The organism is Micromonospora sp. A200, from assembly GCF_029893845.1.
In the GTDB taxonomy this organism is placed as follows: domain Bacteria; phylum Actinomycetota; class Actinomycetes; order Mycobacteriales; family Micromonosporaceae; genus Micromonospora; species Micromonospora purpureochromogenes.
This window is the reverse complement of the sequence record NZ_JARXXY010000019.1, coordinates 115,949-142,756: the sequence shown is the minus strand read 5'-3', so window position 1 is coordinate 142,756 and position 26,808 is coordinate 115,949. Positions and strand designations below refer to the sequence as shown.

Sequence of the window (26,808 nt, the reverse complement as noted above, 5' to 3'; positions counted from 1 at the left end):
CGCAGAGCTACACGAGCCGTGCGATACACCACCCGAGGCGCGGTGGGATCCCGACGACGAGGCACAACCACACCCAACCCCACGGGTACGACAAAACCCGGCAGCAGCCAACCCCGCGAACGTTAGTGGACACCGCACTAGCGGCCACCGGCGGGCCTGGCGATCCCGTTTCAACGGGACGGACACGAACCGGGGTGGGACCCGTGCGGGTCCCACCCCGGTCGGTGGTCGTGGGGTCAGCGACGCGTCGGGCCGCCGTCGACCGGCGGGATGACCATGGTGGCCTCGCTGTCGGCCGGCGCCGGCTCGTCGTGAGTGGCCGTCGCCTGCCAGGGCGGCACCACCTGGGTCCGGTCGGCGTCGTCGTCCCGGGGCACCACCTGGGTCTGCTCCGAGTCGCCGTACGGGGTGACCGGCGTGGCGAGGTGGGCCTGCACGTCCCGCTTGCCGGCCTGGTACGCCCGGGCGTGCGTGGCGATGAGCCGCGACTCCTCCTCGGCGCGGCTGAGCCAGGATTCCCAGCGGCTCTGCATCGGCCGGACCAGTCCGCCGCCGACCCCGACGACCAGGATGCCGCCGACGGTGGCGAGGACGGCGATCAGCACCGGGGTGGTGACGGCGGTGGCGACGCCGATCTGGTTGAGCGCGGCGATGATGCCCAGGCCGAGGATGAACACCGAGGCGATGGTGGCCAGCACCCGGCCGTAGGACAGGCCGCCGAGGGCGCTGCTGATGATGTCCTTGACCGCGTTGGCGATGGCCGCGGCGACCACCACGATGACGATCGCGACGAAGGCGCGCGGCAGCCAGGCGATGACCCCGGCGATCAGGTCGGAGATCGGGTTGGGACCCCAGATGCCGAAGGCCAGTTGCAGGGTGACCAGCAGGATCCCGTAGTAGGCGAGCTTGGCGACGATGTCGCTGGCGTCGTACCTGGACCGGGCGAGCGCGGTCTTGATGCCACCCCGCTCGACGGCCTTGTCGAAGTGCACCCGCTCCAGGACCTTGTCCACGATCTTCAGTACGGCCTTGGCGATCAGCCAGCCCACCACGAGGATCGCCACGAAGGCGACCGCCTTGGGCAGGAAGAGCATCACCGCGCGGAGGGCGTCACCCACCGCGTCGCCGAAGTTGTCTTTCATAGCTGCCCTCCACAAGGAACGTCAGGTCGTCGGCCCCGACCTACCCGAACCCGCCGGTGGGGAAACACCTTTCACGCACCGCGACAGGCGTAGCGCACCTCCGCCCGGGCCTGGTGCGGCGACGGGGAGACGATGTTGACGGTGGCCGTCTCGGTGGTGCTGCCGACCCCGTTGAACGCCCACTTCAACGACAGCGTGACGGTGCGCTGGCCCCAGCCGACCCGCTCGCTGAGCAGGGCACCGGGCGGGGAGCCGGAGCGCAGCCACTGGTACTCGATCACGCCGCTGCGGCCGTTGGTCCGCACGGTGGCGACCACGTCGACGGTGACGTCGCACCGGTCCCCGGCCGGCTGCGGTATCGCCACGGTCACCGCACCGATCTCCAACGGGTCGAGCCGCTGCCACAGGTAGAAGCCGACGACGGCGACCAGCGCCACGGTGAGCAGGCCGGAGAGCACCGCCACCACCCGCCGCCAGAGGGGCCGTCGGCGGCGCGGCGGGGACGCCGTCGGCCAGGCCGGCGCGGCGGGCGGCGTCGTGGGCACGCCGGGCCCGAACCGCACCTCACCGCCCGCCCCGGTCGGTCCGGCCGGCGAGGGTACGCCCCGACCCGTGGCCAGCGTGGCCGCGCCGGCCGGGGCGGTGCTGGCGTACGTCGACTCGGTCACGCCGAGCCGCACGGTCGAATCGAGCGCGCCGGCGTCGATCGCCGGCAGGGTCGCGCCGAGGTGCGTGGTCCGGTCAGCGGCGCCGAGGTGCACGGTTGCGTCCGTGCCGCCGAGGTGCGTGGTCTGGTCGGCGGCGCCGAGGTGCACGGTTGCGTCCGTGCCGCCGAGGTGCACGGTCCGGTCGGTGGCTCCCAGGTGGACGGTCTCGTCCCCGGCGTCGCGCGGGCCGCCGTGGCCCCCGCCGCCCAGAGGCACCGTCCGGTCCAGCGATCCGAGCTGGATCGTCTCGTCGGCGGCCCCGAGCTGCACCGTCCGGTCCAGGCTCACCGTCCGGTCCAGGCTCACGGTCCCGTCCAGGTCGACGGTCCGGTCCAGGTTGACGGTGCCGTCCAGGTCGACGGTCCGGTCGGCCGGGCCGGGGCGCCCGGTCGCGGCCAGGTAGACGGTGGGCTCGTCGTCGCCGGGCGGCGTCGCGCCCCGCTCCCCCGGCCTGGTCATCGGAGGTCACCTTTCGTCGGGAACTGTCGCACCGGCCGGCTCCTAGCCGGGGGTGCAGTACGAGGAGAGCGACACGTACACCGGCCCGGCCGGGTCGGCGGCGTTGCCGGCGACGTCGACGGCGACCACCTGGATCGGGATGCGGGTGCTGGACTTCGGCGCCGGCAGGTCACCGAGGGCGCCCCGGTAGACGCCCCGCCCGACGTGGGTCATGCCGATGGCGCGGGTGACGCCGCCGAGGGTGTAGCGGAAGCTCACCCGCAGGTCCTCGGCGCTGGTCCGGTCGTCGCTGGCGGTCGCCGTGACCGTGCTCGACCGGTTGCCGTAGGGACACCCTCCGGGTTCGAGGAGGGTGGGGCTGGCGTCGAGCTTCCCGACGACGGGTGCCGTGCCGTCCGGTGGCGGCGGCGGGCTGGTCGACGCGCTGGGCGTCGGGCTCGCGCTGCGGGACCGGGTGGGCGTCGCGGTGGCCGACCGGGTCGGCGACGCCGTGGCGGTGGCCGACACCGAGGCCGTCGGGGTCGGGCTGGGCGACACGGCGTCGATGGCGGGCGCGGCGACCAACGGGCTGGGGCCGAGCGAGGTGAGCGCGGAGGCGCGCGGCGCGGCCTGGCCGTCGGCGAGGGTCAGCGCCGGCGCGTGCCGGGCGGCGTAGCTGAGGCCGGCGCCGCCGAGCAGCAGGGCGGCGACGAGGCCGGCACCGAGCAGCACGGCGCGGCCGGTCCCGCGCCGGGCGGCCGGCCCCGTCTCGCCGAACGTGGTGCTGGCCAGGCTGGTGGCGCCGGCGGTGCCGTCGGGAAACGGGAAGAGCGCGGCCAGCAGCGCGGCCCGGCGGGCCAGCTCGGCCAGGCCCCGCTCCTCCCAGTCCGCGCCGTAGGCGTCCGCGGCGGTGCGTTCCAGCTCGGCGAGGAAGACCTCCGCCGGCTGCGGCCGGTCGGCGGGCTGCTTGGCCATGCCGTGGCGGAGCAGGTCGTGCACGGGTGGCGGTGCCGCCTCGGTGGGGATCGGCGCCTGCGCGTGCTGGGTCCGCAGGGTGATCAGGTCCCGCCCGTCGTACGGGGGGTGGCCGGTGAGGCACTCGTAGAAGGTGGCGGTGGCGGCGTAGATGTCGCAGGCCGGGCTGGCCGGCGCGCCGGTCCACTGTTCGGGGGCCATGTAGCGGGGGGTGCCGCTGACCGATCCGCCGCCGTCCCGGCCGACCGGTACGGCGATGCCGAAGTCGGCCAGCTTGCTCTGCCCGTCGATGGCGACCAGCACGTTCTCGGGCTTGTAGTCGCGGTGCACGACGCCTCGGGCGTGCGCGGCGGCCAGCCCGGCGAGGGAGCCCTTGAGCACGCAGAGGGCCGCCTCGGGCTCGGTGGGGCCGTGGGCGCGCAGCATCTGCCGCAGGGACACCCCGTTGACCAGCTCCATCACGATGGCGGCGCCGTGCGGGGACTCGACGTACTCGTAGAGCCGGGAGATGTGCGGGTCGTCCACCTCGACGAGCAGCTGGGCCTCGTCGCGGAACGCGGTGCGGGTCGGGTCGTCGTCCGCGGCCCTGGTCAGGTACTTGATGGCGACGGGGGTGCCGCTGGCGTCGTGGGTGGCCAGCAGGACGCGGCCGGACGCGCCGGCGCCGAGCTGCCGTACCGGCGTGTAGCCGGACAGCTGCCAGTCCGCGCTCACGCGGCGGCCTCCCCGGCCTGCGGGGAGCGGTCACGGGTCAGGGCCACACTGATCATTCTCGTCACGGGGGGCGTCCGGTCCATCGGCGCAACGGTTGCTCCACCGCGTCCGGACGTCCGTGATGATGGATGGGTTTCGGTCAGAGGACTTGACGCGGGCCGTTCAGCGGTGGCCCTCGCGGTGGTGACCGTCGCCGGGGACGCTCCGCACCGCCCCCGGGCCCACGTCCTCTTCGGGGCCACGCCCCATCAGGTCGAAGAACCGGAGCAGCTCCACCGGGAACGGCATGACCAGGGTGCTGTTCTTCTCGGCCGCCACGTCCACCACGGTCTGCAACAGCCGCAGCTGGTAGGCGCCCGGCGTGTCGGCCATTGCCCGGGAGGCGTCGGCGAGCCGGCGGGACGCCTGGAACTCGCCGTCGGCGGCGATCACCCGGGCGCGACGTTCGCGTTCCGCCTCGGCCTGCCGCGACATGGACCGCTTCATCCCCTCCGGAAGGGAGACGTCCTTGACCTCGACCCGTTCGATGAGCAGGCCCCACGGCTTCTCGGTGGGCGCGTCGATCACCGCCTTCAACTCGGCGTTGATCCGGTCCCGGTCCCGCAGCAGGGTGTCGAGGTCGGCCTTGCCGATCACCGACCGCAGCGCGGTCTGGGCCACCTGGAGCACCGCCGATGGGTAGTCCCGCACGTTGACCAGCACCTTCACCGGGTCGACCACCCGGTAGTAGACGACCGCGTCGACCGTGAGGGTGACGTTGTCCCGGGTGATGACGCCCTGCGCGGGCACCCCGATCACCGTGGTCTGCATGCTGACCCGGACCATCCGGTCGGCGACCGGGATGATCAGGTGGAGACCGGGCTGCCGGATGCGGTCCAGCACCCGGCCGAAGCGGAAGACGACACCGCGCTGGTACTGCTGCACCATCCGTATGCTGAGCGCGAGCAGCAGCACGACGAGCGCGACGACGACGACCAGAGTGACGAACCCGGCGGCGGCTCCCATGACCCCCTCGTTCCCGGAGGCGCGCGCCTCCGGCGCCGCGCATACCCGATTCGGCGGGCGCCAGTCCTGCGCCGCGACCTTCAAGCACCCGGCGGGCCGTACCCGCCCGGTGGCGCGTGCGGCCCTGCGATTTGGAGTGCCCCGAACCCGCCCTCGTCGTCGTGGATCTGCACGTGGTGGTGACCTGTGCGCCGCCGACGGTCGACCGATTGGCGGAACGGGCGCTGGGCTGCGGGGACGGGCACTAGCGTGAAGCGGAAGGGCAGCTGAGGGCTGGTGGCCGTCGAGCGACCGCCAGGACATCTGGGAGTTGGTGTCGAGGTGGCGAGGTTCCTGTTGAAGTCGACCTACACCGTCGAGGGGCTCAAGGGGCTGGTCCATGACGGTGGCACCAAGCGCGCCGAGGTGGTCCGGAAGATGATCGAGGACGCCGGCGGGCGGATGGAGTCGATGCACTTCGCGTTCGCCGAGGACGACACCTACGTGTTGTGTGAGCTGCCGGACCAGAAGACGGTGACCGGACTGGCCGTCGCCATCGGCGCGACGGGCGCCCTGAGCGTCCGCATCACCCCGTTGCTGACGCCCGCCGATGTCGACGAGGTGACCCGGATGAAGACGACGTACACGCCCCCGGGTCAGTGACCGGCGGAGAATGAGCTAGTCGGCGCCAGCGGACGGGTTCTCCGGCGGTACGAGGTCGGGCGCGACGTCGGCGATCCGCTGCCGCATCGACCGGCGGCCGAGGGCGGCCAGCGCCTCGTCGACGAGCCGGCTCAACGGGTACGACAGCTCGGCCTCGAACCGGCGGGCGGCGGCCGTGGTGGCGGCCGATTCGGCGTTCAGCACGGGCAGCAGCGACTCGGCCCTCGGGGTGAGGTGGGCGATGCGCTGTCGGGCGTCCGCGCCGGGGCTGAGCGTGACCAGGCCCGCCTTCGCCAGCTGCGCGACGGTCTGGCTGGCGGCGGAGTGGGTCACCCCGGTCGCCTCGGCCAGCGCGCGGATCGATGCGGGGCCGCCCGCCGCCAACGTCCGGATCACCGGGGTGAACCGCGGCCGGAACCCGGGCAGCCCGAGGTCGGCGTAGACGGCGGCGACCTCGCCGTCGAGCAGGTCGAGCAGATGGCGCAGCCGGGTGCCGAGGAGTTCGGGGCCGGGCGGGTGGGCGGGCATGTGGGCTAATGTAACAGCGCTGTTGCATCCGGTCCCCTGGGGAGGGCCCACGCATGGACGAGCGCTATCCGCCGATCGAGCCGTACGACCACGGCATGCTCGACGTCGGCGACGGCAACGCCGTGTACTGGGAGGTCTGCGGCAATCCCGACGGCAGGCCCGCACTCGTCGTGCACGGTGGACCGGGCTCGGGCTGCGGCACCGGGGTTCGCCGGTTCTTCGACCCGGCGCGGTACCGGATCGTGCTGTTCGATCAGCGTGGCTGCGGGCGCAGCACCCCGCACGCCAGCGACCCGGCCACCGACCTGCGGCACAACACCACCCGCCACCTGGTCGCCGACATGGAACGCCTGCGCGAGCACCTGGGCGTGCGGCGCTGGCTGCTGCACGGCGGGTCGTGGGGCTCGACGCTCATCCTGGCGTACGCGCAGCGGCACCCCGAGCGGGTCTCGGAGATCGTCATCAACGCGGTCACCAGCACCCGCCGCTCGGAGATCGACTGGCTCTACCGGGGCGTCGGCCGGTTCTTCCCCCAGCAGTGGGACCGCTTCCTCGCCGGCGCGCCCGGCACCCCACGCGACGGCGACGTCGTCGGCGCGTACGCCCGGCTGACGGCCGACCCGGACCCGGCGGTACGCGGGCGCGCCACGGTCGACTGGTGCGCCTGGGAGGATGCGGTCGTCTCCGGGGAGGCGGCCGTCACGAACCCGTACAGCGACCGCCCCTCGGCGGCCCGGACGGCCATGGTCCGGATCTGCTCGCACTACTTCGCCCACGGCGCCTGGCTGGAGGAGGGCGTCCTGCTGCGCGACGCGCACCGGCTCGCCGGCATTCCCGGGGTGCTGATCCACGGCCGGCTCGACCTGAGCAGCCCGCTGGACACCGCCTGGCAGCTGCACCGGGCCTGGCCGGGTTCCGAACTGATCGTCGTCGAGCAGGCGGGGCACTTCGGCACCGACGAGACCCGGGGCCACGTGGTGCACGCCCTCGACCGCTTCGCCATGGCCGGCTGACGCCACGCCCGCACCACGGCTTTCAAGGCCTTCGGGCGGGCACCTCGGGCACGTTGCAGCGGTGGGCCGGCCCACCCGCAACGCCACGTCCGATCGCCGCCAGCGATCGGCGCCGCCCACGCGCAGAGTCGGGTACGGCCGGGTGGATCGCACCGGCCGTGGGCGTTCGCGAAGGGCAGGGCCATGCACGTCGTACCCGATCTGAAGGTGCTCTACTTCGGCACCCCGGTGGTGTTGATCAGCTCCCGGAACCCGGACGGGAGCGCCAACCTCGCGCCGATGTCCTCGGCGTGGTGGCTGGGCCGGTCGGCCATGCTCGGCCTGGGCGACAGCGGCCAGACGACGGCCAACCTGCGGCGGGAGGGCGAGTGCGTGCTGAACCTGCCGTCCTCGGCGATGGTCGACGCGGTGGACCGGATCGCGCTGACCACCGGCCGGCCGACCGTGCCGGAGCACAAGGCCGCCCAGGGCTACCGGTACGAGCCGGACAAGTTCGCCCTCGGCGGGCTGACCCGCCAGCCGTCGGACCTGGTCGCGCCGCCCCGGGTGGCGCAGTGCCCGATCCAGTTGGAGTGCCGGGTGGTCGCCTCGTACCCGTTCGGTCCGATGCCGTCGCACGCCACCGCCTTCCAGGTGGAGGTGCTGCGCGCACACGTCGAGGAGGACCTGGTCATCCCGGGCACGTCGTATGTGGACCCGCTGGGCTGGGACCCACTGATCATGAAGTTCTGCGAGTTCTTCGGCGGCGGGCGCAACGTGCACCCGTCCCGGCTGGCCGAGGGCTGGCGGATGCCGCACGGGGGCCGGGCCGTGGCCCCGACGTCCTGACCTGGCCACCCTGGACGGGCGCGCCGGCGGCGGTGCCCCCGGACGCCGCCGGCGCGCCCGTCCGGGCACATCGGATCGACGCGGGCCTCTAGCGCCCGGACCGGTCATGGCAATATCCTCCACTTCACGCGCGCACTTTGGAGTTCTCTTTCATCGCTGCCCCCTGGGCCACCGCCGGCCCGCCGAGGAGATGCCATGCACTTCGACCACCCTGAACTCGACCGCCGTACCCTGCTGCGGGCCGGCCTGGGCGCGGCGGCCGTCGCGGTCGTCGGGTCCGAACTGGCCTTTCCGGTCGCCGCGCAGGCCGATCCCGGCGCGGACCTCGACTGGATCTACAGCTGCGACGAGTGGGGCGCCCGCCCGCCGGCCGACCCGCTGGTGATCAGCGCCATCCCCACCAACAAGATCATCGTGCACCACATGGCGTTCCCCAACGTCACGGACTACTCCGAGGCGCAGGCGATCAAGCTGGCCCGGGACTGCCAGAACCTGCACATGGACGGCAACCGCTGGTCCGACACCGGCCAGCACTTCACCATCAGCCGCGGCGGCTACGTGATGGAGGGACGGCACGGCAGCCTGGAGCGGCTCCAGGCCGGCGACCGGCAGATGGTCTCGGCGCACTGCCCCGGCGAGAACGGCCGGGCGATCGGCATCGAGAACGAGGGCACCTACGTCACCGACACCCCGCCGGACGAGCTGCTCGACTCGCTGGTCAAGCTCTGCACCACCATCTGCCGCCAGTACGGCCTGCACGCCCACGACATCTTCGGTCACTGGGACTTCCGCAACACCCTCTGCCCGGGCGCGACGTTCTACCGGCTCTTCCCCGACGTGCGCCGCCGGGTGTTCGAGAAGCTCGGGACCGACCTCGCCGACGTGCCGGCCCGCCGCTGGCCGGACCTGTGGCGCTTCGTCGGCTCCCCGTCCGTCCGGGTCGCGCAGTACCTGTTGGCGTACCGCGGCTACGCCGTCACGCCGAACAGCGCCTTCGACGCCGCCACCGTAGCGGGCGTGCAGGACTGGCAGGCCCGCAACGGCATCCCGGTCGACATCGACGCCACCATCACCGGCCCCACCTGGGAGACCCTGGCGCCGGAGCTGGAGAAGGACGCCACCGGCCTGCCGGTCCAGGCGGTGCAGTTCATCCTCAACGTGAAGGGCTACGCCGACGTCGCCGTCACCGGCGAGTACGACCACGCGACGAAACTGGCCGTCCAGGACATCCAGCAGCTGCACGGGCTGCCGGACAACGGGAAGGTCAGCACCAGCACGTGGTGCGCGCTGGTCGGCGGGGTGGTGCGCCAGTCGTTCCGCCAGGACTGAGGACCGCGACGGGGCTCGGTGGAGCGGTCGGCGAGACGCCTCACCGGGCCCCGGCGGCGGGACCGGTGCGGACGGCCGGCCAGTTCCGCGCGTCCGCCCTGACCCCCGCCGGGTTCGGTCCGGCGCTCTTGTGCAGGCCGGGCGCCGGAGCCCTCACAGTCCGCTCGGCGTGCCGCCGTCAGTGCCGACGGCGGCGTCCGACGCCAGGCCCTGGCTTCCCCCGGCGCCCTGGCCGCGCAGGGATCCCCGACCGGTCCGCCGCCGTTCGCGCGAGATCTGGCGGGTCGCCCGGCGAGCCTCGCGGAGCGCCTGCTCCCGGCCGCTCGCTCGCGCGCACCGCCGGCCTCGGCGCAGCAGACCACCGACGACCGCCACCAACAGCAGCACCACGGCCGTCCCGGCCCACCACAGGGTCACCCCCGCACGGTACGACGCAGGGTCGCCGCCGGTCATCCTCCGACGGCTCGCCTTTCAGGCAGATCACCCGGACCGCCGCCTGCTCCTCCGCGTCCATGCCGGTCCGTGTCCCGATCGGCGTGTACGCCGCCATCGCAGCCCAGCCGGGTGGGACGATGCGCTGGTCACCAAGTCACGGAGGGGTGCCATGGCTACCCAGCTCAACCCGTACCTCAACTTCGCCGGCAACGCACGCGAGGCGATGGAGTTCTACCAGCAGGTTTTCGGCGGGGACCTGTCGCTGACCACGTTCCGCGAGTTCGGCACCGAGGACCCGGCGATCGCCGACCAGATCATGCACGGCCTGCTCCGGACGGCCCACGGCCACGTGCTGATGGCCTCCGACATGCCACCCGGCATGGAGATCCGACGCGGCAACGCCAACACGGTCAGCCTCAGCGGAGACGACGCCGACGAGCTGCGCCGCTGGTGGGAGCAGCTCTCCTCCGGCGGTGTGGTGAGCGTGCCGCTGGAGAAGCAGATGTGGGGTGACGAGTTCGGCCAGTGCGAGGACCGGTTCGGCACCCCGTGGATGGTCAACATCGCCCAGGCGCAGGCCTGACCCGCAGCGCCGGGCCGAGGTAGCGCGCCCGCCGGCTGTTTGGGCGGCGGCGGGACCGGGGAGTGTGGCGGGCATGAAGTGGGCCAGTCGAGCCGTACCCGTCGTCGCCGCCGCTCTCGCGGGCCTCGCCGCGCGCGACGTCCTGCAGCGCGACCACGCGCTGCTGCGCAACTTCCCGGTGGTCGGTCGGGCGCGCTACCTGCTGGAGTCGATCGGGCCGGAACTGCGGCAGTACATCGTGGCCGGCAACAACGAGGAGCGGCCGTTCACCCGCGACCAGCGGCGCTGGATCTACGCCTCGGCCAAGCAGGAGAACAACTACTTCGGCTTCGGCACGGACAACGACATCGAGTACACCCCCGGCTATCCGATCATCAAGCACCGCACCTTCGGCCGGGCCGTGCCGCCGTCGTCGCCGACGGCCGGGCACGACGTACGGCTGCCGGCGGCCAAGGTGCTCGGCGGGGCGCGGGGGCGGGCCCGGGCGTTCCGCCCGGAGTCGGTCGTCAACATCTCCGGGATGAGCTTCGGCTCGCTGTCCGGCAACGCGGTCACCGCGCTGAACAAGGGCGCGGCGCTGGCCGGTTGCCTGCAGAACACCGGCGAGGGTGGGCTGTCGCCGTACCACCGCAACGGTGGCGACCTGGTGTTCCAGCTCGGCACGGCGTACTTCGGCTGCCGCGACGAGCGCGGCCGGTTCAGCCTCGACCGGCTCAAGGACCTGGTGGCCGGCGCCCCCGTGCGGGCGTTGGAGATCAAGCTCAGCCAGGGTGCCAAGCCCAGCCTGGGCGGGCTGCTGCCCGGGGCGAAGGTGTCCGCCGAGATCGCCGAGACCCGGGGCATCCCGCAGGGGCTGGACTGTGTCAGCCCGTCCCGGCACGCCGAGTTCTCCGACTGCGACAGCCTGCTGGACTGGGTGGAGCTGCTCGCCGCCGAGACCGGCCTGCCGGTGGGCATCAAGTCCGCCGTCGGTGACCTCGGCTTCTGGGAGGAGCTGACCACGCTGATGCGCGACACCGGGCGCGGCGTGGACTTCGTGACCGTGGACGGCGGCGAGGGCGGCACCGGCGCCGCGCCGCTGATCTTCACCGACTCGGTGTCGCTGCCGTTCCAGCAGGGCTTCGCCCGCGTCTACCGGACCTTCGCCGAGAAGGACCTGCACGAGCGGACGGTCTTCGTCGGGGCCGGCAAGCTGGGTCTGCCGGACAACGCCGTCGTCGCGTTCGCGCTCGGCTGCGACATGGTCAACGTCGGCCGGGAGGCGATGCTGGCGATCGGCTGCATCCAGGCGCAGAAGTGCCACACCGACACCTGCCCGACCGGCGTCGCCACCCAGAACCCGTGGCTCGCCCGGGGCCTGGATCCCACCCTGAAGTCCGTACGCGCCGCCAACTACATCCGCACGCTGCGACGGGACCTGGTGAAGGTGGCCGAGGCGTGCGGTGTCGAGCACCCCGGCCTGATCGACACCGACGCGGTGGAGATCCTGGACGGCCGGACCGCCTCCACCCCGCTGCGCGACGTGTACGGCTACCGGCCGGAATGGGGGCTGCCGTCGGCCACCGACCGGGCGGAGATCGTCGCGCTGATGACCGGGGAGGCACCCCAGGGCGGCAGCGCCCCGCCGTCGGCGACCGCGATGGGCTGACCGCTCACTCCTCGATCGCGCCGCCCACCGACCGCAGGTGCTCGCGGAAGGTCAGCGACGGGTCCTCCGCCCGCCGGGCCAGGTACGCGCCGAAGCCCACCTGCGCGCGCAACGGCACGCCGGCGCGGATCAGGTCGGCCTGCCGCCGCTCGGTGTCCCGGATCGACTCCGCCAGGTCGAACAGCTCCCCGGCCCGCTCGGCCGGCACGAAGAGCACCCCGTCGTCGTCGCCGAGGACGACATCGCGGCCGTCCACCGCCCACTGCCCCACCTCGGCCGACGCCAGCGCCCCCGGCGACCGGGCGTCGAGGCGCTGCGGACCGGTCGAAATCGCGCCCAGGCTGAACACCGGCAGCCCGACGGCGCGGATGTCGGCGGTGTCCCGGTGCAGGCCCCAGACCACCACACCGGCCAGGCCCGCGGCCTGCGCCTCCAGCACCATCAGGTCGCCGACGCAGCTCTCGTCGGTGCGCCCGCCGTTGTCGACGACGAGCACGTCGCCGGGGGACGCCCGGTCGATCGCCTCGAGGAAGATGTCGACGCTGCCGACGTGCCGGGCGGGCGTCACCCGGCCGGCGAGCCGCTCGCCGGGCAGGACGGGTCGTACGGCGGCCGGCGCGCAGCGTACCGGCACCCCGGCGCGCAGGCAGGCGTCGGCGACGTGGGCGGTGGTCAGCGCCGCGAACCGGTGGCGCAGGTCGGGGGCATCGACGGTCATTTCCCGACCGTAGTGCGCCCGGCCCGGCCCGGTGACCGGCCACTTCCGTACTCGTGGACTGCTTCCGGTGGCCCTGGCGGTCAGCGGCGGAAGGTCCGGTCGAGCAGGTCGAACAGGGCGGCCCAGTGCCGCTCGGTGGCCCGCTCGTCGTACGCCGGGGTGTCCGCCATCGTGTAGCCGTGGTGCGCGCCGGGGTAGACCTCGGAGCGGTGCCGGACGCCCGCCGCCGCCAGGGCCTTCTCCAGCGTCTCGATCTGCTCCGCGGTCATCGACCGGTCGTTGTCGGCGTGCCCGAAGTACAGCTCGCCGGTGACCGCGCCGACGGCCAGGTGCGGACTGTCCGCCGCGTCGGTGACGATCCGGCCCCCGTGGAAGCTGGCCGCCGCCGCGAGCCGGTCCGGGTGCGCCTCGATCGCGCGCAGCGCGTTCGTCCCACCCATGCAGTAACCGGCGACGGCGGCCGGGCCGGGCGTCACGCCGGGCTGGGCGGCCAGGAAGTCGAGGTAGGCGGCGGTGTCCCGGGCCACCACGTCCGGGGTCAGCGCCGTGATCAGCGGCATCAGCCGGCTGAGGAGCGCGCCGCGCTGCTCCGGGTCGCCGAGGCCGGTCAGGTCGACCAGGGGTGCCCGGCCGGCGCGGTGGAACAGATTCGGCACCAGCACCACGTACCCCGCGGCGGCGATCCGCTGCGCCATCTCGGCCAGCCGGGGCCGCAGCCCGAACGCGTCCATGAAGAGCAGGACCGGCGGGAACGGGCCGTCCCCGTCCGGCCGGACCAGGTACGCGTCGGCGCCGCCGCCGCTGGTCGGAACGTCCACGGTCGTCGTCCGCACGGGCAGCCTGTTCGTCGTCACGTCCCGACGCTACCCAAGGTGGCGCGTCGCCTGACGAAATAGGGTGGCCCGTCCCGCCCCACTCCCGGCAGGATCCGGACCGATGCTGATCAGACGTGAGACCCCCGCCGACATCGCCGCCATCCGCGCGGTGCACACCGCCGCGTTCGCCTCGGCGGACGCCCCGGACGCCGTACCCGTCGAGGCCCCGCTGGTCGACACGCTGCGCGCCGACGACGGTTGGCTGCCCGCCCTCTCGCTGGTCGCCACCGACGCCGACGGGCAGGTCGTCGGGCACGTCGTCGGTACCCGGGGCACGGTGGCCGGCGCGCCGGTGGCGCTCGGCCTGGGACCGCTCGGGGTGCTGCCCGGCTGGCAGCGCCGGGGCGTGGGGTCAGCGCTGATGCACGCGGTGCTCGGCGCGGCCGACGCGCTGGACGAGCCGCTGGTCGTGCTGCTCGGGCACCCGGAGTACTACCCGCGGTTCGGGTTCCGGCCGGCGGTCGACCTGGGCGTGACACCGCCCGGCCCGTGGGGTCCGCGGTACTTCATGGCCCGGCCGTTGAGTGCCTGGCGGCCCGACATCCAGGGTCCCTTCGCGTACGCGAAGCCCTTCGCCGACCTTTAGCGGCCTTCCCGCGCGCCCGCCGCTCAGGCATGCTGGGGTGATGGGAGAGGTGCTACCGATGCCCAGCTTCGGTGACCTGTTCACCGACACGCGGGGCGACGAGCGGACGATGCGGGTCAGCTACCACCCGGAACGCGGTGCCGTGGTGCTCTCACTGTGGAGCGGGCCCGTCTGCCGAGGCTCCTTCCGGCTGGCCGCCGACGACCTGGGTCGGCTGCGGGCCCTGCTCACCGCCATCGACGCGGACGCCGCGCGTCCGGCCGCCGAATCGGGCGGCGCGACGGCCACCGCCGGCGGCGAGGTCGCGGCGGAGGCCACGGAGGTCATCCAGACCGGCGACATCTCGGGTACGGCCAACCGGGCGGCGCTGCCGATCCTGCCCGCACCGCGGGTCGCCTGACATGGAAGCAGCTAAATGAGGCGGCCACTCCGCCGATGCTAAGATCCGCTCGTGCGGAATGTTGACTTCTACGCACTGTCCGCGCAGGTGCTTCCCGCCCTCGCGATAGCGCTGGTGCTCCAGAGATGGTCCACATTCGTCGGCTACGGCATGAGTCGGCTCTCGGGAAGCCGGCAGAGCCTGGTCTTCCGGTCGATGCCGCTCGCCATTCTCCTCGCCATCTTCGCGCTGGGCGAAACTGCCGCGATGCTCGTCGTCTTCATGGGCACCGAGGGATTCCTGCCGCTGGTGGCCGGTCCCGTCATCTGGCTGACCCTGCTGACACTCCTGGTCGCCATGTTCATCTCGGCCTTCACCAGGGTCCGGCTCCAAGAACCGCAGTAGGCGCCGCCCGCGTCAGGCGAGCGCGGCGAACGGGTGCCCATCGTCGTTCTTCCCCACCGTTATCCGCTGGTCCGCCTCGGCCACCGCGTTGACCAGTTCGAGTAGCGAAGCGAAGCCCAGTGCGCGGTAGTTGAATCCGGGCGACCGAGCCAGGAGCCGGCTGCCGAGCTGCGACAGCAACATGGTCGACGCCCCTTCGAAGAGCCCATCCTGAATCACCTTGACGACGAAGTCGCAGATTTCCGGGTCCGGTGCCTTCGCCGCGCCACGGACCGACGTCGAGCCGCCCGGCTGGGCCGTCCTCCTGACCTCCGGGCCGGGCAGCTCCACCTCCAGCACGATGGGGCAGTACTGCACCCACTCGAGGAACCGCTCACGGTTGCGGTCGTCGGTGCCCTCGAGCTGGGTGCCGAGCGACTTGGCGATCCCCGCCCGCAGGGCCGGGGTCAGGCGACCGGCGCTCTCGATCACCGAGGCGCAGGAGAGGATCTGATACGGCAGGAGGACCGGGACGGTCGACGTCGGGCCACCGGAGGCGTAGGCGTACAGGAAGCCCTCGACGTGCCGCACGCTGGAGTGCCAGAGCTCCCCTGCCCAGATCCGCTCCCGCAGCGCGCGGACGTCGGCGGCGACGTCGCCAACTCCACGCTCCCACGAGGCACGGCCGATCGCCATCACGCGGGAGGCCGCCAGGAGCGGCCACATCGACCGCAGGGCCGACGGTGGCGAGGTCGGCGTACTGACCGCCAGGAGGCTGCGGTGCCAGAATTCCGCCTCTTTCTCGGGGACCTGACTGACCATCCGCACCACGGCGATCGAGATCTCCTGGGCGAACCTCTTGCTGGTGGCTCGGAGCAGGGCGGCGATCAGTCCTTCGTCGTCCGTGGCGATGGCGAGCACCAGCAGCCGCGCCCGGGCCGGCCAGGACCGCTGGCGGTCCCCACTCTGGAGCATCTCCTTGGCGAGCCCGATGATCGTCGGGTCGGCCGACAGATAGGCGAGATCCGCTGCCACGCAGGCGGCTCCGTCATGGGACGTCCGGTGCGGGTAGAGCAGGTGGAAGCCGCCCACCGGGTCCCCCTGCTCGCCCAGGTCCCGGGCGTGGCTGGCGGCCCAGGCCCCCGCGCTCGGCCCGCCGAGCGGGACCCGCTGGACACGGGGTACGGGGTCCGCCGCGTCGCCGGACTCGGCCGTGGCCACCGACTTGGGGCGCAGGTCGACGTCGCCGCCGAGCGCGTTCCCCAACTCCTCGGCGAAGTCCTGCTGGTCGCTGATCTCCGACGGCGTATTGCTGGGAACGAGTTCGTCACGCCCGGTGGAACCCCGCTTCGGTCGCGCCCGCTTACCCCGCCGCCGCGGCGCCGGGACGGAAGGCTGCTCCGACGGGTCGGAATCCTGCTCGGATTCCTCCTCCATGAGCTCCCGAGCCACCGGGTCGCGCTCGTCGGTCTCCGCGAACCCGTCGAGCTCGCTCGCCTCCCCCGCCCCCAGCCGCAGCTCGGCTCCGTGGATGGAGCGGAAGAACGCCGGACGGTACAGGGGCGGGATGATGAAGGATCCGTTGTCGTTGCGCAGGAAGCCGACGTACCGCAGGACGGTGAGGACCTCCTCCAATTCCTCCCCGTCGACACCCAGTCGGTCCGAGATCTTCTCCCGGGTGAACCGGACCGTCTTGCCGCGCAGCTTTTCGATGTACGTCCGGGCGATCGTGCTCTCCGCGTACAACGTGTCCTGAAGCCGGGCGACGGACAGCTGCTTGTAGCCGACATGCAGCGCCCGCGGCGACAGGAACAGGTCCGCGTCCTTCGCCGCCCCCGGCGACCGGTCCCGCATCGCGATCTGGATCTCCGCGATCTGGGCGCTGCGCAGCAGCGTCAGCACGTTGCGCGGGTTGAACTCCCGGGTGGCGTCCACCGTGACCAGCAGCAGCCAGACCAGCGGGTCCAGGTTCTCGACGCGCCCGGGCAGGATGCTGCGGCAGAGCTTGCGGCGTCCGGCCGAGGTGGTCAGCATGTTCCTGACCGCCGGGTCCACCAGTTCGTCGCTGCCGGCGGTGATGCGCAGGGAGATCAGGTGCAGGATGGAGTCCGAGTCCCACAGGATCCGCGTGGTGCGCAGGTGGGTCGCGTTGACGAACCCCTCGTTCTGGGTGATGCGGTCGAAGATGTCGAGGCGCAGGAACAGCTTCGGTCGCATCCGGGTGCCGTAGCTGCACACGTCGAGGTGTGCCCGCAGCAGGCCGCGCAGCGCCGAGACCTCGATGTCGCGGCGGTCGGGGAACGCCTCGTCCAGCCGGTCGAACAGGATCCACAGGCGCAGGTCCAACTGCTCCAGTGCCTCGTAGATGAGGTCGAGCAGTCCCTCAAGGGTTTCGAGCGTGACGGGCTCCGCCGCCCCACCCGACGTACCCGACTCGTCCAGCGGCCGTGCCACGCGGCTGCGGTCCGTCTCCGCCTCCGAGATGGTGATGGTCGTTTCGAGCTTCGGACGCACCCGGCTCAGCACCCGCCGCCACACGGTGTGCGGGGTCGGCTCCTGCACCAGCAGCCCGCAGCTGCGCATGCCGTTGTGCAGCGAGCCGACGCTGACGGCCTCGGCGAAGGTCCTGATGATGTAGTTGCCGGCCAGGCCGACCATGTACGCCAGGAAGAGCTCGCGGTAGACCGCCTCGTCGTCGGCGTCGATCTGGTTGGTGAGCCGCTTGAACAGGATCGAGCCGCGGATGTTGAAGGCGGGCATGATGATGACGTCGGCGAGTTGCTCGATGTCGGCGTCGGGGCGGGTCAGAAACCGCGCGATGGCGCTCTTGCCGGTTCCCTTCGCGCCGATGACGAGGTCGGTCTCGTCGTGCACGAGCGCCCAGTACGTGCCCGTGCGGAGGAAGTAGGAGTCGAGGCGTTCGTCGTACTCGGCGACGTCCTGACCGAACCTCAGCTTGCCGATCGTGCCGATGTGGAGAGTGCGCTGATCGGTCATCCGCGCTCCGTTCGACGGGATCTCGCAGGGATCGTACTCGACTGGTGCCACAATCTCCGGCACTGACGCTGCGGCGTCGGACCCGGCACCTAGGCTGCCGCCCCGTGAGCATGAACGGGAACTGGCTGCGGGTAACCCCGGCAGAGCTGGCGCGCGCGAAGGACGACCTGAACTGGGCGTACGACTTCGCGCAGGCGGCCATGGACGGTGAGGGCGAGCGCGTCGACGGCACCGGCAAGGCTTGGCACGCCTTCGACTTCCTCCTCGACCGGCACGGCGTCGAGCTGCCGATCGTGTACGGGGCCGAGGCGTTCGTCGAGACGCCGGAGGCGGCGGACGAGGACGACATAACGGAGGATTCGGAGCACGACTGGGGTTACGGGCCACCCCGCTACCTGACGCCGGAGCAGGTGGCCGAAGCCGCCGCGACGCTCGGCGGCCTCACCGAGGACGACCTGAGCCGCGGCGTGGACCAGGCCGAGCTGACGCGCGCCGACATCTACCCGCAGGTCTGGGACCGGCCGGACCAGCTGTCGTGGGTGACGCACCACCTGCCGTACGCGCAGCGGTTCTTCGCGGCGGCGGCGCGGGCGGGCGACGCCGTCATCTGCTGGCTCGACTAGGGACGGTCACGAATCACGGGGACGAGAGTCAGGCCAGCTCGACTCGGCCGTCGATGGTGGTGATCGGGGCGCACGGTACGCCCGCGGCGGTGAGGTCGCGGAACCACTCGTCCCGGGTCCGCCGGGCCAACCGCGCGACCAGGATCGGGCGCAGGGCGTCCCGGTGCACGGTGCGGTCCTGGGTGCGCCCGAACCGGGGGCGAAGCCCCTCCGAGCGGCCCTCTGCCGCCGCGCCGCCCCTCGGCTGCGTCCATCGGGGCGGCACCCTGGAACGTGCGGTGACTAGTATCCCCGAAATGTCGATCACGCCGAAGACGGTCCGGCTGTTCATGCCGGTGGCGGCGGCGCTCTTCCTCGGCGTGGCCCTGGCCATCCGCGCCGTCGACGACGGCCCGGTGCGCCAGTACTCCGGCACCGCCCTGTACGCGTCGATGGTGTGGGCGGGAGTGCTGTTCCTGTGGCCGCGGATGGCGCCGGCGCCGGTCGGGGTGTTCGCGGTGCTGTTCTGCTGGATGGTGGAATGCGCCCAGCTCACCGGGGTGCCGGCGGATTTGTCGGCCCGGAGTCTGGTCGCGCGGCTGGCGCTCGGGGTCCAGTTCGATCCGGTCGATCTGCTCTGGTACCCGGTCGGGGTGATCCCGCTGGCCGCACTCCACCGACTGGTAGCCGGTGGCGTCCCGCTCACGCCTCGCGGGCAGCGGGAGGGCTCTGCCCAAGCCGGTGGCATGTCTGACTGATCGTCTGCCGGGACCGCACATCGAGTCGTCGGGCAGGCTCGTCGTCATCCACTGTGTCAGCGTGCGGCGCCCCCTGCGGGACCGGGCGGGGATGCTCTGGCGGTCAGCCAGGCGCGGATGTCGTCACCGTGCTCGTCGAGGCCAGGCGGTGGCAGGTCGTAGCGGGGCGGGGTTTCGGAGAAGCCGATCGGGTGCCGGACGCCGGGCACGCCGCCGACCGTGACCACCGGGTCGAGCCCGAGCTGCTCGGCCAGCGCGACGCCGCCGTCGACGGTGGTGATCGGGGCGCACGGCACGCCCGCAGCGGTGAGGTCGCGGAACCACTCGTCCCGGCTCCGCCGGGTCAACCGCGCCACCAGGATCGGGCGCAGGGCGTCCCGGTGCACGGTGCGGTCCTGGTTGCGCCCGAACCGGGGGTCGTCAGCCAGTTCGGGTAGGCCGAGCACCTGGCACAGCCGGCGGAACTGGCCGTCGTTCCCGGCGATGACGACGAGGTCGCCGTCGGCGGTGGGCAACGGCTCGTACGGGAAGAGGCTCGGGTGGGCGTTGCCCATCCGGTACGGGGCCGCGCCGCCGGCGACGTACCCGCTGGTGTGGTTGACCAGTCCGGACAGCGCCGAGGAGAGCAGGTTCACCTCGACGTGCTGGCCGACACCGGTGCGGGCCCGGTGGTGCAGGGCGGCGAGGATGCCGACCGCCGCGTGCAGGCCGGCGATCACGTCGAACACGGCGACGCCGGCCTTGTACGGCGGGCCGTCGGCGTCGCCGGTGAGGCTCATCAGGCCCGACGCCGCCTGGACCATGAGGTCGTAGCCGGGCAGGTGCGCTCCGCCGTGGGCGCCGAAGCCGCTGACGGAGGCGTAGACGATTCCTTCGTTGCCGGCCGCCACGCTGTCGTAGTCGAGGCCGAAGCGGCGCAGGCTACCGGGGCGGAAGTTCTCGATCATGACGTCGGCGCGGCGGGCGAGTTCCCGCGCGACGGCCAGGTCGTCGGGGTCGCCGAGGTCGAGCGCGATCGAGCGCTTGTTGCGGTTCACGCCGAGGTAGTAGGTGGAGACCCCCTCGCGTGCCGGCGGCGTCCAGGCCCGGGTGTCGTCCCCGCCGGGCCCCTCCACCTTGATCACCTCGGCGCCGAGGTCGGCCAGGAGCATCGTCGCGTACGGCCCGGCGAGGATGCGCGAGAAGTCCGCGACGAGGACGCCCTCGAGCGGTCCGGTGCGCTGCTCCCCCATCGCCTCTCCCCTACCCCGCCATGGATGGCGTTGCCACGGCCTCGGTGCGCATCGGTGCCGCTCGCCCACGGGATGGAGGACACCATGGCACACCGGAGGCCGCGCCGGCACCGGAGCAGAGAGGTCCACATCGGATCGGCGGCGGTGGCACGCGCCCGACCCGGCCCGTGCTGATCATCGTGTCGGTCGGGCCTGTTACGGTCGCGCCGCCGTTGCCGCAGTCGGACCGGAGGTTGGTGTGATTCACTCCCACGCGTCGTCGTTCGCCGGGTTGCCGGTGGTGCCGTTCACACCGCGGATGACCCTGCCGGAGGATCCGACGGCGGTGGCGTGGCGGCTGGAGGTCGAGGACTTCGACGCGGAGCCCGGGGAGTTCGTCGACCTGGTCCGGGCCCTGCGCGACGAGGTGCCGCCCGAGACGGTCCGGGCCCTGGTGGTCGGTGAGTGGGGGGAGGCGTACGAGCGGGCCCTCCCGGTCGACCTGCTGGTCGAGGCGGCCGCGCAGTGGACCGGGCTGCGGGCGGTCTTCCTCGCCGACCTGGTAGGCGAGCAGTGTGAGATCTCCTGGCTGACCCACGGCGACATCACCCCGCTGCTGGCGGCGTACCCGTCGCTGGAGGTGCTGCGGGTGCGCGGCGCGCAGGGGCTGTGCCTGGACCCGGTCCGGCACACCGGGCTGCGGGAGCTGGTCGTCGAGTCCGGCGGGCTGCCCGGGGCGGTGTCCCGGGCGATCGGCGGGAGCGAGCTACCGGCGCTGGAAAGGCTGGACCTGTGGCTCGGCCGCGCGGAGTACGGCGGGGACTCGACCGTCGCCGACCTGGCGCCGGTGCTGGCCGGCGACAACCTGCCGAAGCTGCGGCACCTGGCGCTCTGCAACGCCGAGATCGCCGATCCGGTGGCCACGGCGACCGCCACCGCGCCGGTCGTGCCGCGGCTGGAGGTGCTCGACCTGTCGATGGGGGTGCTCACCGACGAGGGCGCCGAGGCGTTGCTGGCCGGCCAGCCGCTGACCCACCTGCGCCGCCTCGATCTGCACCACCACTACCTGTCCGAGCAGTGCCGGGAGCGCCTCGTCGCGGCCCTGCCCGGCGTCCGGGTCGACGTCTCCGACCCGCAGACCGTCGAGGAGTACCGCGGCCGGCACTACCGCTACACCGCGGTCGGAGAGTGAGCGAGGATGACCTTCAGTTCCCACGCGCGTACCTTCGCCGGCCGGCCGGTCGTGGACGTCCCCGCCGACGGCCCGCTGCCCGAGGTGCCGGGTCCGGTTTCGTGGCGGTTCTCCTACTGGCACTTCGACGAGACGGCGGAGTACAAGCTCTCCGAGGAGTTCCGGGCGGCCTTCGACCGGTTCGTCGCGCAGGCCGGGCCGTCCGTCGAGTCCCTGGTCATCGGCGCGTGGGGCTACGCGGCGTTCAACCACGCGCCCGTCGCGCAGCTCTGCGAGCTGGCGTCGCGCCTGCCCGCGCTGCGGGCGCTGTTCCTCGGCGACATGACCAGTGAGGAGTGTGAGGTCTCCTGGATGAAGGTGGGTGACGTCAGCCCCCTGCTGGCGGCCTATCCGGCGCTGGAGGTGCTCCGGGTGCGCGGCGGCGACGACATCGCCTTCTCCCCCGTCCGGCACGAGCGGCTGCGGGAACTGGCGGTGGAGAGCGGCGGCCTGCCCCGGGAGTTCGTCGCCGCGGTGCTCGACTCCGAGCTGCCCGCCCTCACCGACCTGGAGCTGTGGCTCGGCACCCCGGACTACGGCGGCGACACGGCCGTGCCGGACCTGGGGCCGCTGCTGGCCGGTGAGCGGTTCCCGCGGCTGCGCCGGCTGGGGCTGCGCAATGCGGAGATCGCCGACGACCTGGCGGCGGCGCTGGCGACCGCGCCGGTGGTGGCCCGGCTGGAACGCCTGGACCTGTCCCTGGGCACGCTCGGCGACGCCGGGGCCGCGGCGCTGCTCGCCGGCGGGTCGTTGGCCCACCTGGCGGAGCTGGATCTGCACCACCACTACCTGTCCGACGAGACGGCCGCGTCGGTGGTCGCCGCGCTGCCGGGCGTCCGGGTGGACGCCTCCGAGGCGCAGGAAGCCGACGAGTACGACGGCGAGAGTTACCGGTACACGGCGGTGTCGGAGTGACATGCGACTGACCGTGGTCGGCAACCCCGACAACCGACGGGTCGCCCTGTTCACCGGGGCGCTGCTCGCCGCCGGCCTGCCGGCACCAACGGTGCTGCCCTGGGTCAACGTGCTGACCGGGGCGGCGCCCCCGGCGGCGGGCACCCTGGTGCGGGTGGACTCGCCCGGCGAGGACCCGGAGGTCGACCGGCTGCTGCGCCGCGCCGCCACCCCGGCCCGGCACGGCGAGCTGATCGGCCTCGCCGACACGTACGCCGGGCTGGTGGACGCCCTGGGCCGAATCGCGGCGGGTGGCGCGATCCTGCTCAACCCGCCGCGGGACGTCGCGGTGCTCTGCGACAAGCGGCGCTGCCACGCACTGCTCTCGGCCGCCGGCGTGCCCGTGCCGGCCGCGCTGCCCCCGGTGCGCGGGTACGCGGGGCTGCGGGAGGCGATGACGGCCGCCGGCTGGAGCCGGGTCTTCGTCAAGCCCGCGCACGGCTCGTCCGCCGCCGGGGTGATCGCCCTCGCCGTCGGCCCCCGGGGCGTGCAGGCGGTCACCACCGTCGAGGCGACACCCGACGGGCTGTTCAACTCGCTGCGCCTGCGCCACTACCGGGACGAGGCGGAGATCGCCGGGATCGTCGACCGGCTCGCCCCGGACGGGCTGCACGTGGAGCGGTGGCTGCCCAAGGCCGGGCTGCGCGACCGGGTGGTCGACCTGCGGGTGGTGGTGATCGCCGGGCGGCCCACCCACGCGGTGGTCCGCGCCGCCCGAGGGCCACTGACCAACCTGCACCTCGGCAACGCACGCGGTGACCTGGCCGAGCTGCGGGCAGCGGCCGGGGCGGCGGCGTGGTCGGCGGCGATGGAGACGTGCGAGCGGGTGGCCGCCTGCTTCCCCACCTCGCTGCACGTCGGCGTTGACCTGATGTTCCTGGTCGGCTGGCGCCGGCACGCCGTCGCCGAGGTCAACGCGTTCGGTGACCTGCTGCCCGGGGTGCTGGCCGGCGGGCGGGACACCTACGCCGAGCAGGTGCACGCGCTGACCGGCGGCGGGTGGGAGCGGTGGCGGGCCGCAGCCGGCCCGGTGGCCCGGGAGGTGGCCCCGTGCGGGGTCTGATCGGCAGCCACGACCTGCTCCTGGTCACCCTCGACACGCTGCGCCACGACGTGGCCGCCGAACTGGCCGCGACGGGGCGCACCCCGACGCTCGCCCGGGCGTTGCCAGGCGGACGGTGGGAACGACGGCACTCCCCCGCCAGCTTCACCTACGCCGCGCACCACGCCTTCTTCGCCGGTTTCCTGCCCACCCCGACCGGCCCCGGCCGGCACGAGCGGCTGTACGCGGCGGCGTTCCCCGGCAGCGAGACCGCCGGCGCCGACACCTGGGTGTTCGACGCGCCGGACCTGCCGACCGCCCTCGCCGACGTCGGCTACCACACGCTCTGCCTGGGCGGGGTGGGCTTCTTCAACCGGCGCAGCCCCCTCGGCGCGGTGCTGCCCGGCCTGTTCGCCGAGGCGCACTGGGAGCCGGAGTTCGGGGTCACCTCCCCGACCTGCCTGGACGCCCAGCTCGACCGGCTGGCCGAGGTGCTGCCCCGGGTGCCGGCGCGGCAGCCGCTGTTCACCTTCCTCAACGTCGCCGCCCTGCACCAGCCCAACCGCCATCACCTGCCCGGCGCCGAGGTCGACGACCTGGCCAGCCACGCCGCCGCCCTGGAGTACGTCGACGGGCGGATCGGTCGGCTGTTCGCCCTGCTCACCGGGCGGGGCCGGCCGGTGTTCACGATCATCTGCTCCGATCACGGCACCGCCTACGGCGAGGACGGCCACACCGGCCACCGGATCGGCCACGACGTGGTGTGGACCGTCCCGTACGCCCACTTCACCCTGCACCCGGGAGAATGGTGACCAGCACCGACCCGAGCCTCGACGGCTCGCCGTACCAGCAGTACCTGTACGCGTACCCGCACAAGACGTCCTACCGGGCGCTGCGGCCCCGGCCGTTGCTGGCCGACGTGTGGCGGGCCGAGCCGCGGGAGGCGCTCTTCCTCTACCTCCACGTGCCGTTCTGCGAGATGCGCTGCGGCTTCTGCAACCTGTTCACCCGGGCCAACGCACCGGAGGAACAGGTCAGCGCCTACCTGCGGCAGCTGCGCCGGCAGGCCGAGCAGGTCGCCGACGCGCTCGGCGACGACGCCGGGTACGCCCGGGCCGCGCTCGGCGGTGGCACCCCCACCTACCTCACCGCCGACGAGCTGACCGAGCTGTTCGACATCGCCACCGGCACGGTGGGCGCCCGGCTGCCGGGCGTACCCCTGTCGGTGGAGACCTCGCCGGCCACCGCGACCCCGGACCGGCTGGCGGTGCTGGCCGCGCACGGCGCCACCCGGGTGAGCATCGGCGTGCAGAGCTTCCTCGACGCGGAGGCCCGCGCCGCCGGCCGCCCCCAGCGCCGCACCGAGGTGGAGGCCGCGCTCGCCGCGATCCGCGACGCCCGGATCCCGGTGCTCAACATCGACCTCATCTACGGCATCGACGGGCAGACCGCCGACACCTGGCGGGCCAGCCTGGACGCGGCGCTGGCCTGGCGGCCCGAGGAGCTCTACCTCTACCCGCTGTACGTCCGGCCGCTCACCGGGCTGGGCCGCCGGGCGCACGGGCGCGCCGACTGGGACGCCCAGCGGCTCGCCCTGTACGAGCAGGCGGTGCAGACGCTCGGCGCGGCCGGGTACCGGCAGGAGTCCATGCGGCAGTTCCGCCGCGCCGACGCGCCGGTCCCGGACGGCCCGGACTACTGCTGCCAGGACGACGGCATGGTCGGCCTGGGCTGTGGCGCCCGCTCCTACACCACCTCGCTGCACTACTCCTTCGACTACGCGGTCAGCGTGTCGCAGGTGCGCGCGGTGCTCGACGACTACCTGGCCCGACCGGCCGAGGACTTCCGGCACGCCGAGTTCGGGTACCGCCTCGACGACACCGAGCAGCGCCGGCGGTGGCTGCTCAAGTCGCTGCTGCGCGCCGACGGCGTCGACCCGGTCGCCTACCGGGCGCGCTTCGGCCGCCCACCCGCCGACGACTTTCCTCAGCTCGGCATGCTGGTCGCGCGCGGCTGGGCCGACGACGGCGGGTTGCGGCTCACGCCGGCCGGCCTGGCCCGCTCCGACGCCGTCGGCCCCTGGCTGACCTCCGCCGAGGTCCGCGCGGCGATGACCGGGTACGTGCCCCGGTGAACCTGGCGATCCTCTACCGCGGGCCGCTGGCCAGTTGCAACTACGACTGCCCGTACTGCCCGTTCGCCAAGCGGCACGACCCGCCGGAGCTGCTCCGGGAGGATCGGGCCGCGCTGGCGAGGTTCACCGACTGGGTGGCGTCGACCCGCGACCTGCGGCTGTCGGTGCTGTTCACGCCGTGGGGCGAGGGGCTGACCCGCCGCTGGTACCGGGAGGCGATGATGTCGCTGTCCCACCTGCCGCACGTGGACCGGGTGGTCATCCAGACCAACCTCGCCACCCGCGTCGACTGGCTGGCCGACGCCGACGCCCGCTCCGCCGCCCTGTGGACGACGTACCACCCCGGCCAGGTCGGCCGGGAGCGGTTCCTGGCGCGCTGCGCCCGCCTGTCGGAGCTGGGCATCCGGTACTCGGTCGGGGTGGTCGGCCTGCCGGAGCACCTCGACGAGGCGCGGGCGCTGCGCGCCGCCCTTTCGGCCGAGGTCTACCTGTGGGTGAACGCCGCCGAGGGACGGCGCTACTCCGCCGCCGAGGAGGCGACCTGGACGGAGCTGGACCCGCACTTCGGGTACAGCGTCCGGCCGCACCTGTCGCTGGGTCGGCCCTGTCACGCCGGCGAGACGGCCATCTCCGTGCTCGGCGACGGCACGATACGCCGCTGCCACTTCGTCCCCGCCCCGATCGGCAACCTGTACGACGGGTCGTGGCGGGCCGTCCTGCGGCCCCGGCCGTGCGTCAACGCGATCTGCGACTGCCACATCGGGTACGTCCACCTCAAGCCGCTCGGGCTGCGCGACGTCTTCGCCGGCGGACTGCTGGAACGCATCCCGGCCGCCTGGCCCCCGGTACGCCCACCCGCGCCGACCGCCCCCTTGTCGCCGCCTCCGGCCTGATTGTCACGCCGGTGCTGAGCGCCGTGGACGGCTGCGTCGGTGACAGCATCGGCCGTC

At 73.2% G+C, this 26,808-nt stretch carries 28 protein-coding genes; 17 read left to right on the top strand and 11 right to left on the bottom strand.

Translation table 11 applies throughout. From position 1 onward, the window contains the following. Positions 1–236 precede the first annotated feature (236 nt). The 4 genes from M2302_RS20015 to M2302_RS20000 form a co-directional block, all read right to left on the bottom strand. Positions 237–1,142, bottom strand: a complete 906-nt coding sequence (locus M2302_RS20015; RefSeq protein WP_280839375.1) for a hypothetical protein — start codon at positions 1,140–1,142, stop codon at positions 237–239. Positions 1,143–1,213: 71 nt separating this feature from the next. Beyond that, positions 1,214–2,308 carry a hypothetical protein gene (locus M2302_RS20010; RefSeq protein WP_280839374.1) on the bottom strand — a complete coding sequence of 365 codons (1,095 nt, stop codon included), beginning with the start codon at positions 2,306–2,308 and terminating at the stop codon, positions 1,214–1,216. Between the two features lie 42 nt (positions 2,309–2,350). Continuing rightward, positions 2,351–3,976 (bottom strand): serine/threonine-protein kinase, encoded by a 1,626-nt coding sequence (locus M2302_RS20005; protein WP_280839373.1) that lies wholly within the window; start codon positions 3,974–3,976, stop codon positions 2,351–2,353. 162 nt (positions 3,977–4,138) lie between these two features. After that, entirely contained in the window at positions 4,139–4,981 is an 843-nt protein-coding gene (locus tag M2302_RS20000; protein WP_280839372.1) for an SPFH domain-containing protein, read from the bottom strand. 321 nt (positions 4,982–5,302) lie between these two features. On the opposite strand from M2302_RS20000, the gene M2302_RS19995 reads away from it, so the two are divergent. After that, the gene (locus M2302_RS19995) at positions 5,303–5,623 is read left to right on the top strand and encodes a GYD domain-containing protein (RefSeq protein WP_280839371.1); all 321 of its coding nucleotides are present in this window, start codon (positions 5,303–5,305) and stop codon (positions 5,621–5,623) included. 15 nt (positions 5,624–5,638) lie between these two features. Here M2302_RS19995 and M2302_RS19990 read toward each other — a convergent pair whose 3' ends face one another. Next, a complete protein-coding gene (locus M2302_RS19990) occupies positions 5,639–6,151 on the bottom strand; it encodes a MarR family transcriptional regulator (protein WP_280839370.1) in 513 nt (170 codons plus the stop codon). 53 nt (positions 6,152–6,204) lie between these two features. Here M2302_RS19990 and pip point away from each other — a divergent pair, with 53 nt between their 5' ends. The 3 genes from pip (at position 6,205) to M2302_RS19975 (ending at position 9,321) form a co-directional block, all read left to right on the top strand. Further along, positions 6,205–7,164 (top strand): prolyl aminopeptidase, encoded by a 960-nt coding sequence (pip, locus tag M2302_RS19985; RefSeq protein WP_280839369.1) that lies wholly within the window; start codon positions 6,205–6,207, stop codon positions 7,162–7,164. A 183-nt stretch (positions 7,165–7,347) separates the two neighbouring features. After that, positions 7,348–7,992: a flavin reductase family protein gene (locus M2302_RS19980; RefSeq protein WP_280839368.1), complete on the top strand. Its 645-nt coding sequence runs from the start codon at positions 7,348–7,350 to the stop codon at positions 7,990–7,992. A gap of 195 nt (positions 7,993–8,187) precedes the next feature. Then, entirely contained in the window at positions 8,188–9,321 is a 1,134-nt protein-coding gene (locus M2302_RS19975) for an N-acetylmuramoyl-L-alanine amidase (RefSeq protein WP_280839367.1), read from the top strand. Between the two features lie 153 nt (positions 9,322–9,474). On the opposite strand, the gene M2302_RS19970 is transcribed toward M2302_RS19975, so the two are convergent. Then, the gene (locus tag M2302_RS19970; RefSeq protein WP_280839366.1) at positions 9,475–9,738 is read right to left on the bottom strand and encodes a hypothetical protein; all 264 of its coding nucleotides are present in this window, start codon (positions 9,736–9,738) and stop codon (positions 9,475–9,477) included. A gap of 187 nt (positions 9,739–9,925) precedes the next feature. Between M2302_RS19970 and M2302_RS19965 the strand changes: the two genes are divergently transcribed. Beyond that, on the top strand, positions 9,926–10,339 hold the full coding sequence (locus M2302_RS19965; protein ID WP_210779167.1) for a VOC family protein: 414 nt from the start codon (positions 9,926–9,928) through the stop codon (positions 10,337–10,339). A 73-nt stretch (positions 10,340–10,412) separates the two neighbouring features. Next, complete coding sequence (locus M2302_RS19960; protein ID WP_280839365.1) at positions 10,413–11,987, top strand: FMN-binding glutamate synthase family protein; 1,575 nt, start codon at positions 10,413–10,415, stop codon at positions 11,985–11,987. 4 nt (positions 11,988–11,991) lie between these two features. Here the strand turns inward: M2302_RS19960 and M2302_RS19955 are convergent, their stop codons facing one another. Both M2302_RS19955 and M2302_RS19950 read right to left on the bottom strand, forming a co-directional pair. Then, complete coding sequence (locus tag M2302_RS19955; protein ID WP_280839364.1) at positions 11,992–12,705, bottom strand: RraA family protein; 714 nt, start codon at positions 12,703–12,705, stop codon at positions 11,992–11,994. Between the two features lie 80 nt (positions 12,706–12,785). Further along, positions 12,786–13,538 carry a dienelactone hydrolase family protein gene (locus M2302_RS19950; RefSeq protein ID WP_280839382.1) on the bottom strand — a complete coding sequence of 251 codons (753 nt, stop codon included), beginning with the start codon at positions 13,536–13,538 and terminating at the stop codon, positions 12,786–12,788. A 103-nt stretch (positions 13,539–13,641) separates the two neighbouring features. Between M2302_RS19950 and M2302_RS19945 the strand changes: the two genes are divergently transcribed. From M2302_RS19945 to M2302_RS19935, 3 genes are read left to right on the top strand one after another with little or no spacing between them, the layout of a single operon-like run. Then, complete coding sequence (locus tag M2302_RS19945; RefSeq protein WP_280839363.1) at positions 13,642–14,166, top strand: N-acetyltransferase; 525 nt, start codon at positions 13,642–13,644, stop codon at positions 14,164–14,166. Between the two features lie 58 nt (positions 14,167–14,224). Next, entirely contained in the window at positions 14,225–14,566 is a 342-nt protein-coding gene (locus tag M2302_RS19940) for a hypothetical protein (protein ID WP_280839362.1), read from the top strand. Between the two features lie 51 nt (positions 14,567–14,617). After that, complete coding sequence (locus M2302_RS19935) at positions 14,618–14,950, top strand: hypothetical protein (protein WP_280839361.1); 333 nt, start codon at positions 14,618–14,620, stop codon at positions 14,948–14,950. Between the two features lie 12 nt (positions 14,951–14,962). Here M2302_RS19935 and M2302_RS19930 read toward each other — a convergent pair whose 3' ends face one another. Then, positions 14,963–17,926, bottom strand: a complete 2,964-nt coding sequence (locus M2302_RS19930) for a hypothetical protein (protein WP_280839360.1) — start codon at positions 17,924–17,926, stop codon at positions 14,963–14,965. 110 nt (positions 17,927–18,036) lie between these two features. Between M2302_RS19930 and M2302_RS19925 the strand changes: the two genes are divergently transcribed. Next, positions 18,037–18,549 carry a DUF1877 family protein gene (locus tag M2302_RS19925; RefSeq protein ID WP_280839381.1) on the top strand — a complete coding sequence of 171 codons (513 nt, stop codon included), beginning with the start codon at positions 18,037–18,039 and terminating at the stop codon, positions 18,547–18,549. A gap of 28 nt (positions 18,550–18,577) precedes the next feature. On the opposite strand, the gene M2302_RS19920 is transcribed toward M2302_RS19925, so the two are convergent. After that, complete coding sequence (locus M2302_RS19920; protein WP_280839359.1) at positions 18,578–18,880, bottom strand: CoA transferase; 303 nt, start codon at positions 18,878–18,880, stop codon at positions 18,578–18,580. On the opposite strand from M2302_RS19920, the gene M2302_RS19915 reads away from it, so the two are divergent. Next, positions 18,846–19,286, top strand: a complete 441-nt coding sequence (locus M2302_RS19915; protein WP_280839358.1) for a DUF2809 domain-containing protein — start codon at positions 18,846–18,848, stop codon at positions 19,284–19,286. The genes M2302_RS19920 and M2302_RS19915 overlap by 35 nt on opposite strands. A gap of 56 nt (positions 19,287–19,342) precedes the next feature. On the opposite strand, the gene M2302_RS19910 is transcribed toward M2302_RS19915, so the two are convergent. Beyond that, positions 19,343–20,518: a CoA transferase gene (locus M2302_RS19910; protein ID WP_280839357.1), complete on the bottom strand. Its 1,176-nt coding sequence runs from the start codon at positions 20,516–20,518 to the stop codon at positions 19,343–19,345. Between the two features lie 238 nt (positions 20,519–20,756). Here M2302_RS19910 and M2302_RS19905 point away from each other — a divergent pair, with 238 nt between their 5' ends. The 6 genes from M2302_RS19905 to M2302_RS19880 are packed head-to-tail and all read left to right on the top strand — an operon-like array spanning position 20,757 to position 26,751. Next, on the top strand, positions 20,757–21,689 hold the full coding sequence (locus tag M2302_RS19905; RefSeq protein WP_280839356.1) for an STM4015 family protein: 933 nt from the start codon (positions 20,757–20,759) through the stop codon (positions 21,687–21,689). A 6-nt stretch (positions 21,690–21,695) separates the two neighbouring features. Beyond that, a complete protein-coding gene (locus M2302_RS19900; protein ID WP_280839355.1) occupies positions 21,696–22,643 on the top strand; it encodes an STM4015 family protein in 948 nt (315 codons plus the stop codon). A gap of 1 nt (position 22,644) precedes the next feature. Then, positions 22,645–23,745: an STM4014 family protein gene (locus tag M2302_RS19895; RefSeq protein WP_280839354.1), complete on the top strand. Its 1,101-nt coding sequence runs from the start codon at positions 22,645–22,647 to the stop codon at positions 23,743–23,745. Then, on the top strand, positions 23,733–24,536 hold the full coding sequence (locus tag M2302_RS19890; RefSeq protein ID WP_280839353.1) for an STM4013/SEN3800 family hydrolase: 804 nt from the start codon (positions 23,733–23,735) through the stop codon (positions 24,534–24,536). The genes M2302_RS19895 and M2302_RS19890 overlap by 13 nt, the downstream gene beginning before the upstream one ends. Beyond that, a complete protein-coding gene (locus M2302_RS19885) occupies positions 24,530–25,858 on the top strand; it encodes an STM4012 family radical SAM protein (protein ID WP_280839352.1) in 1,329 nt (442 codons plus the stop codon). Before M2302_RS19890 ends, M2302_RS19885 begins: the two co-directional genes overlap by 7 nt. Next, a complete protein-coding gene (locus M2302_RS19880; RefSeq protein ID WP_280839351.1) occupies positions 25,855–26,751 on the top strand; it encodes an STM4011 family radical SAM protein in 897 nt (298 codons plus the stop codon). Before M2302_RS19885 ends, M2302_RS19880 begins: the two co-directional genes overlap by 4 nt. Positions 26,752–26,808: the final 57 nt, after the last annotated feature.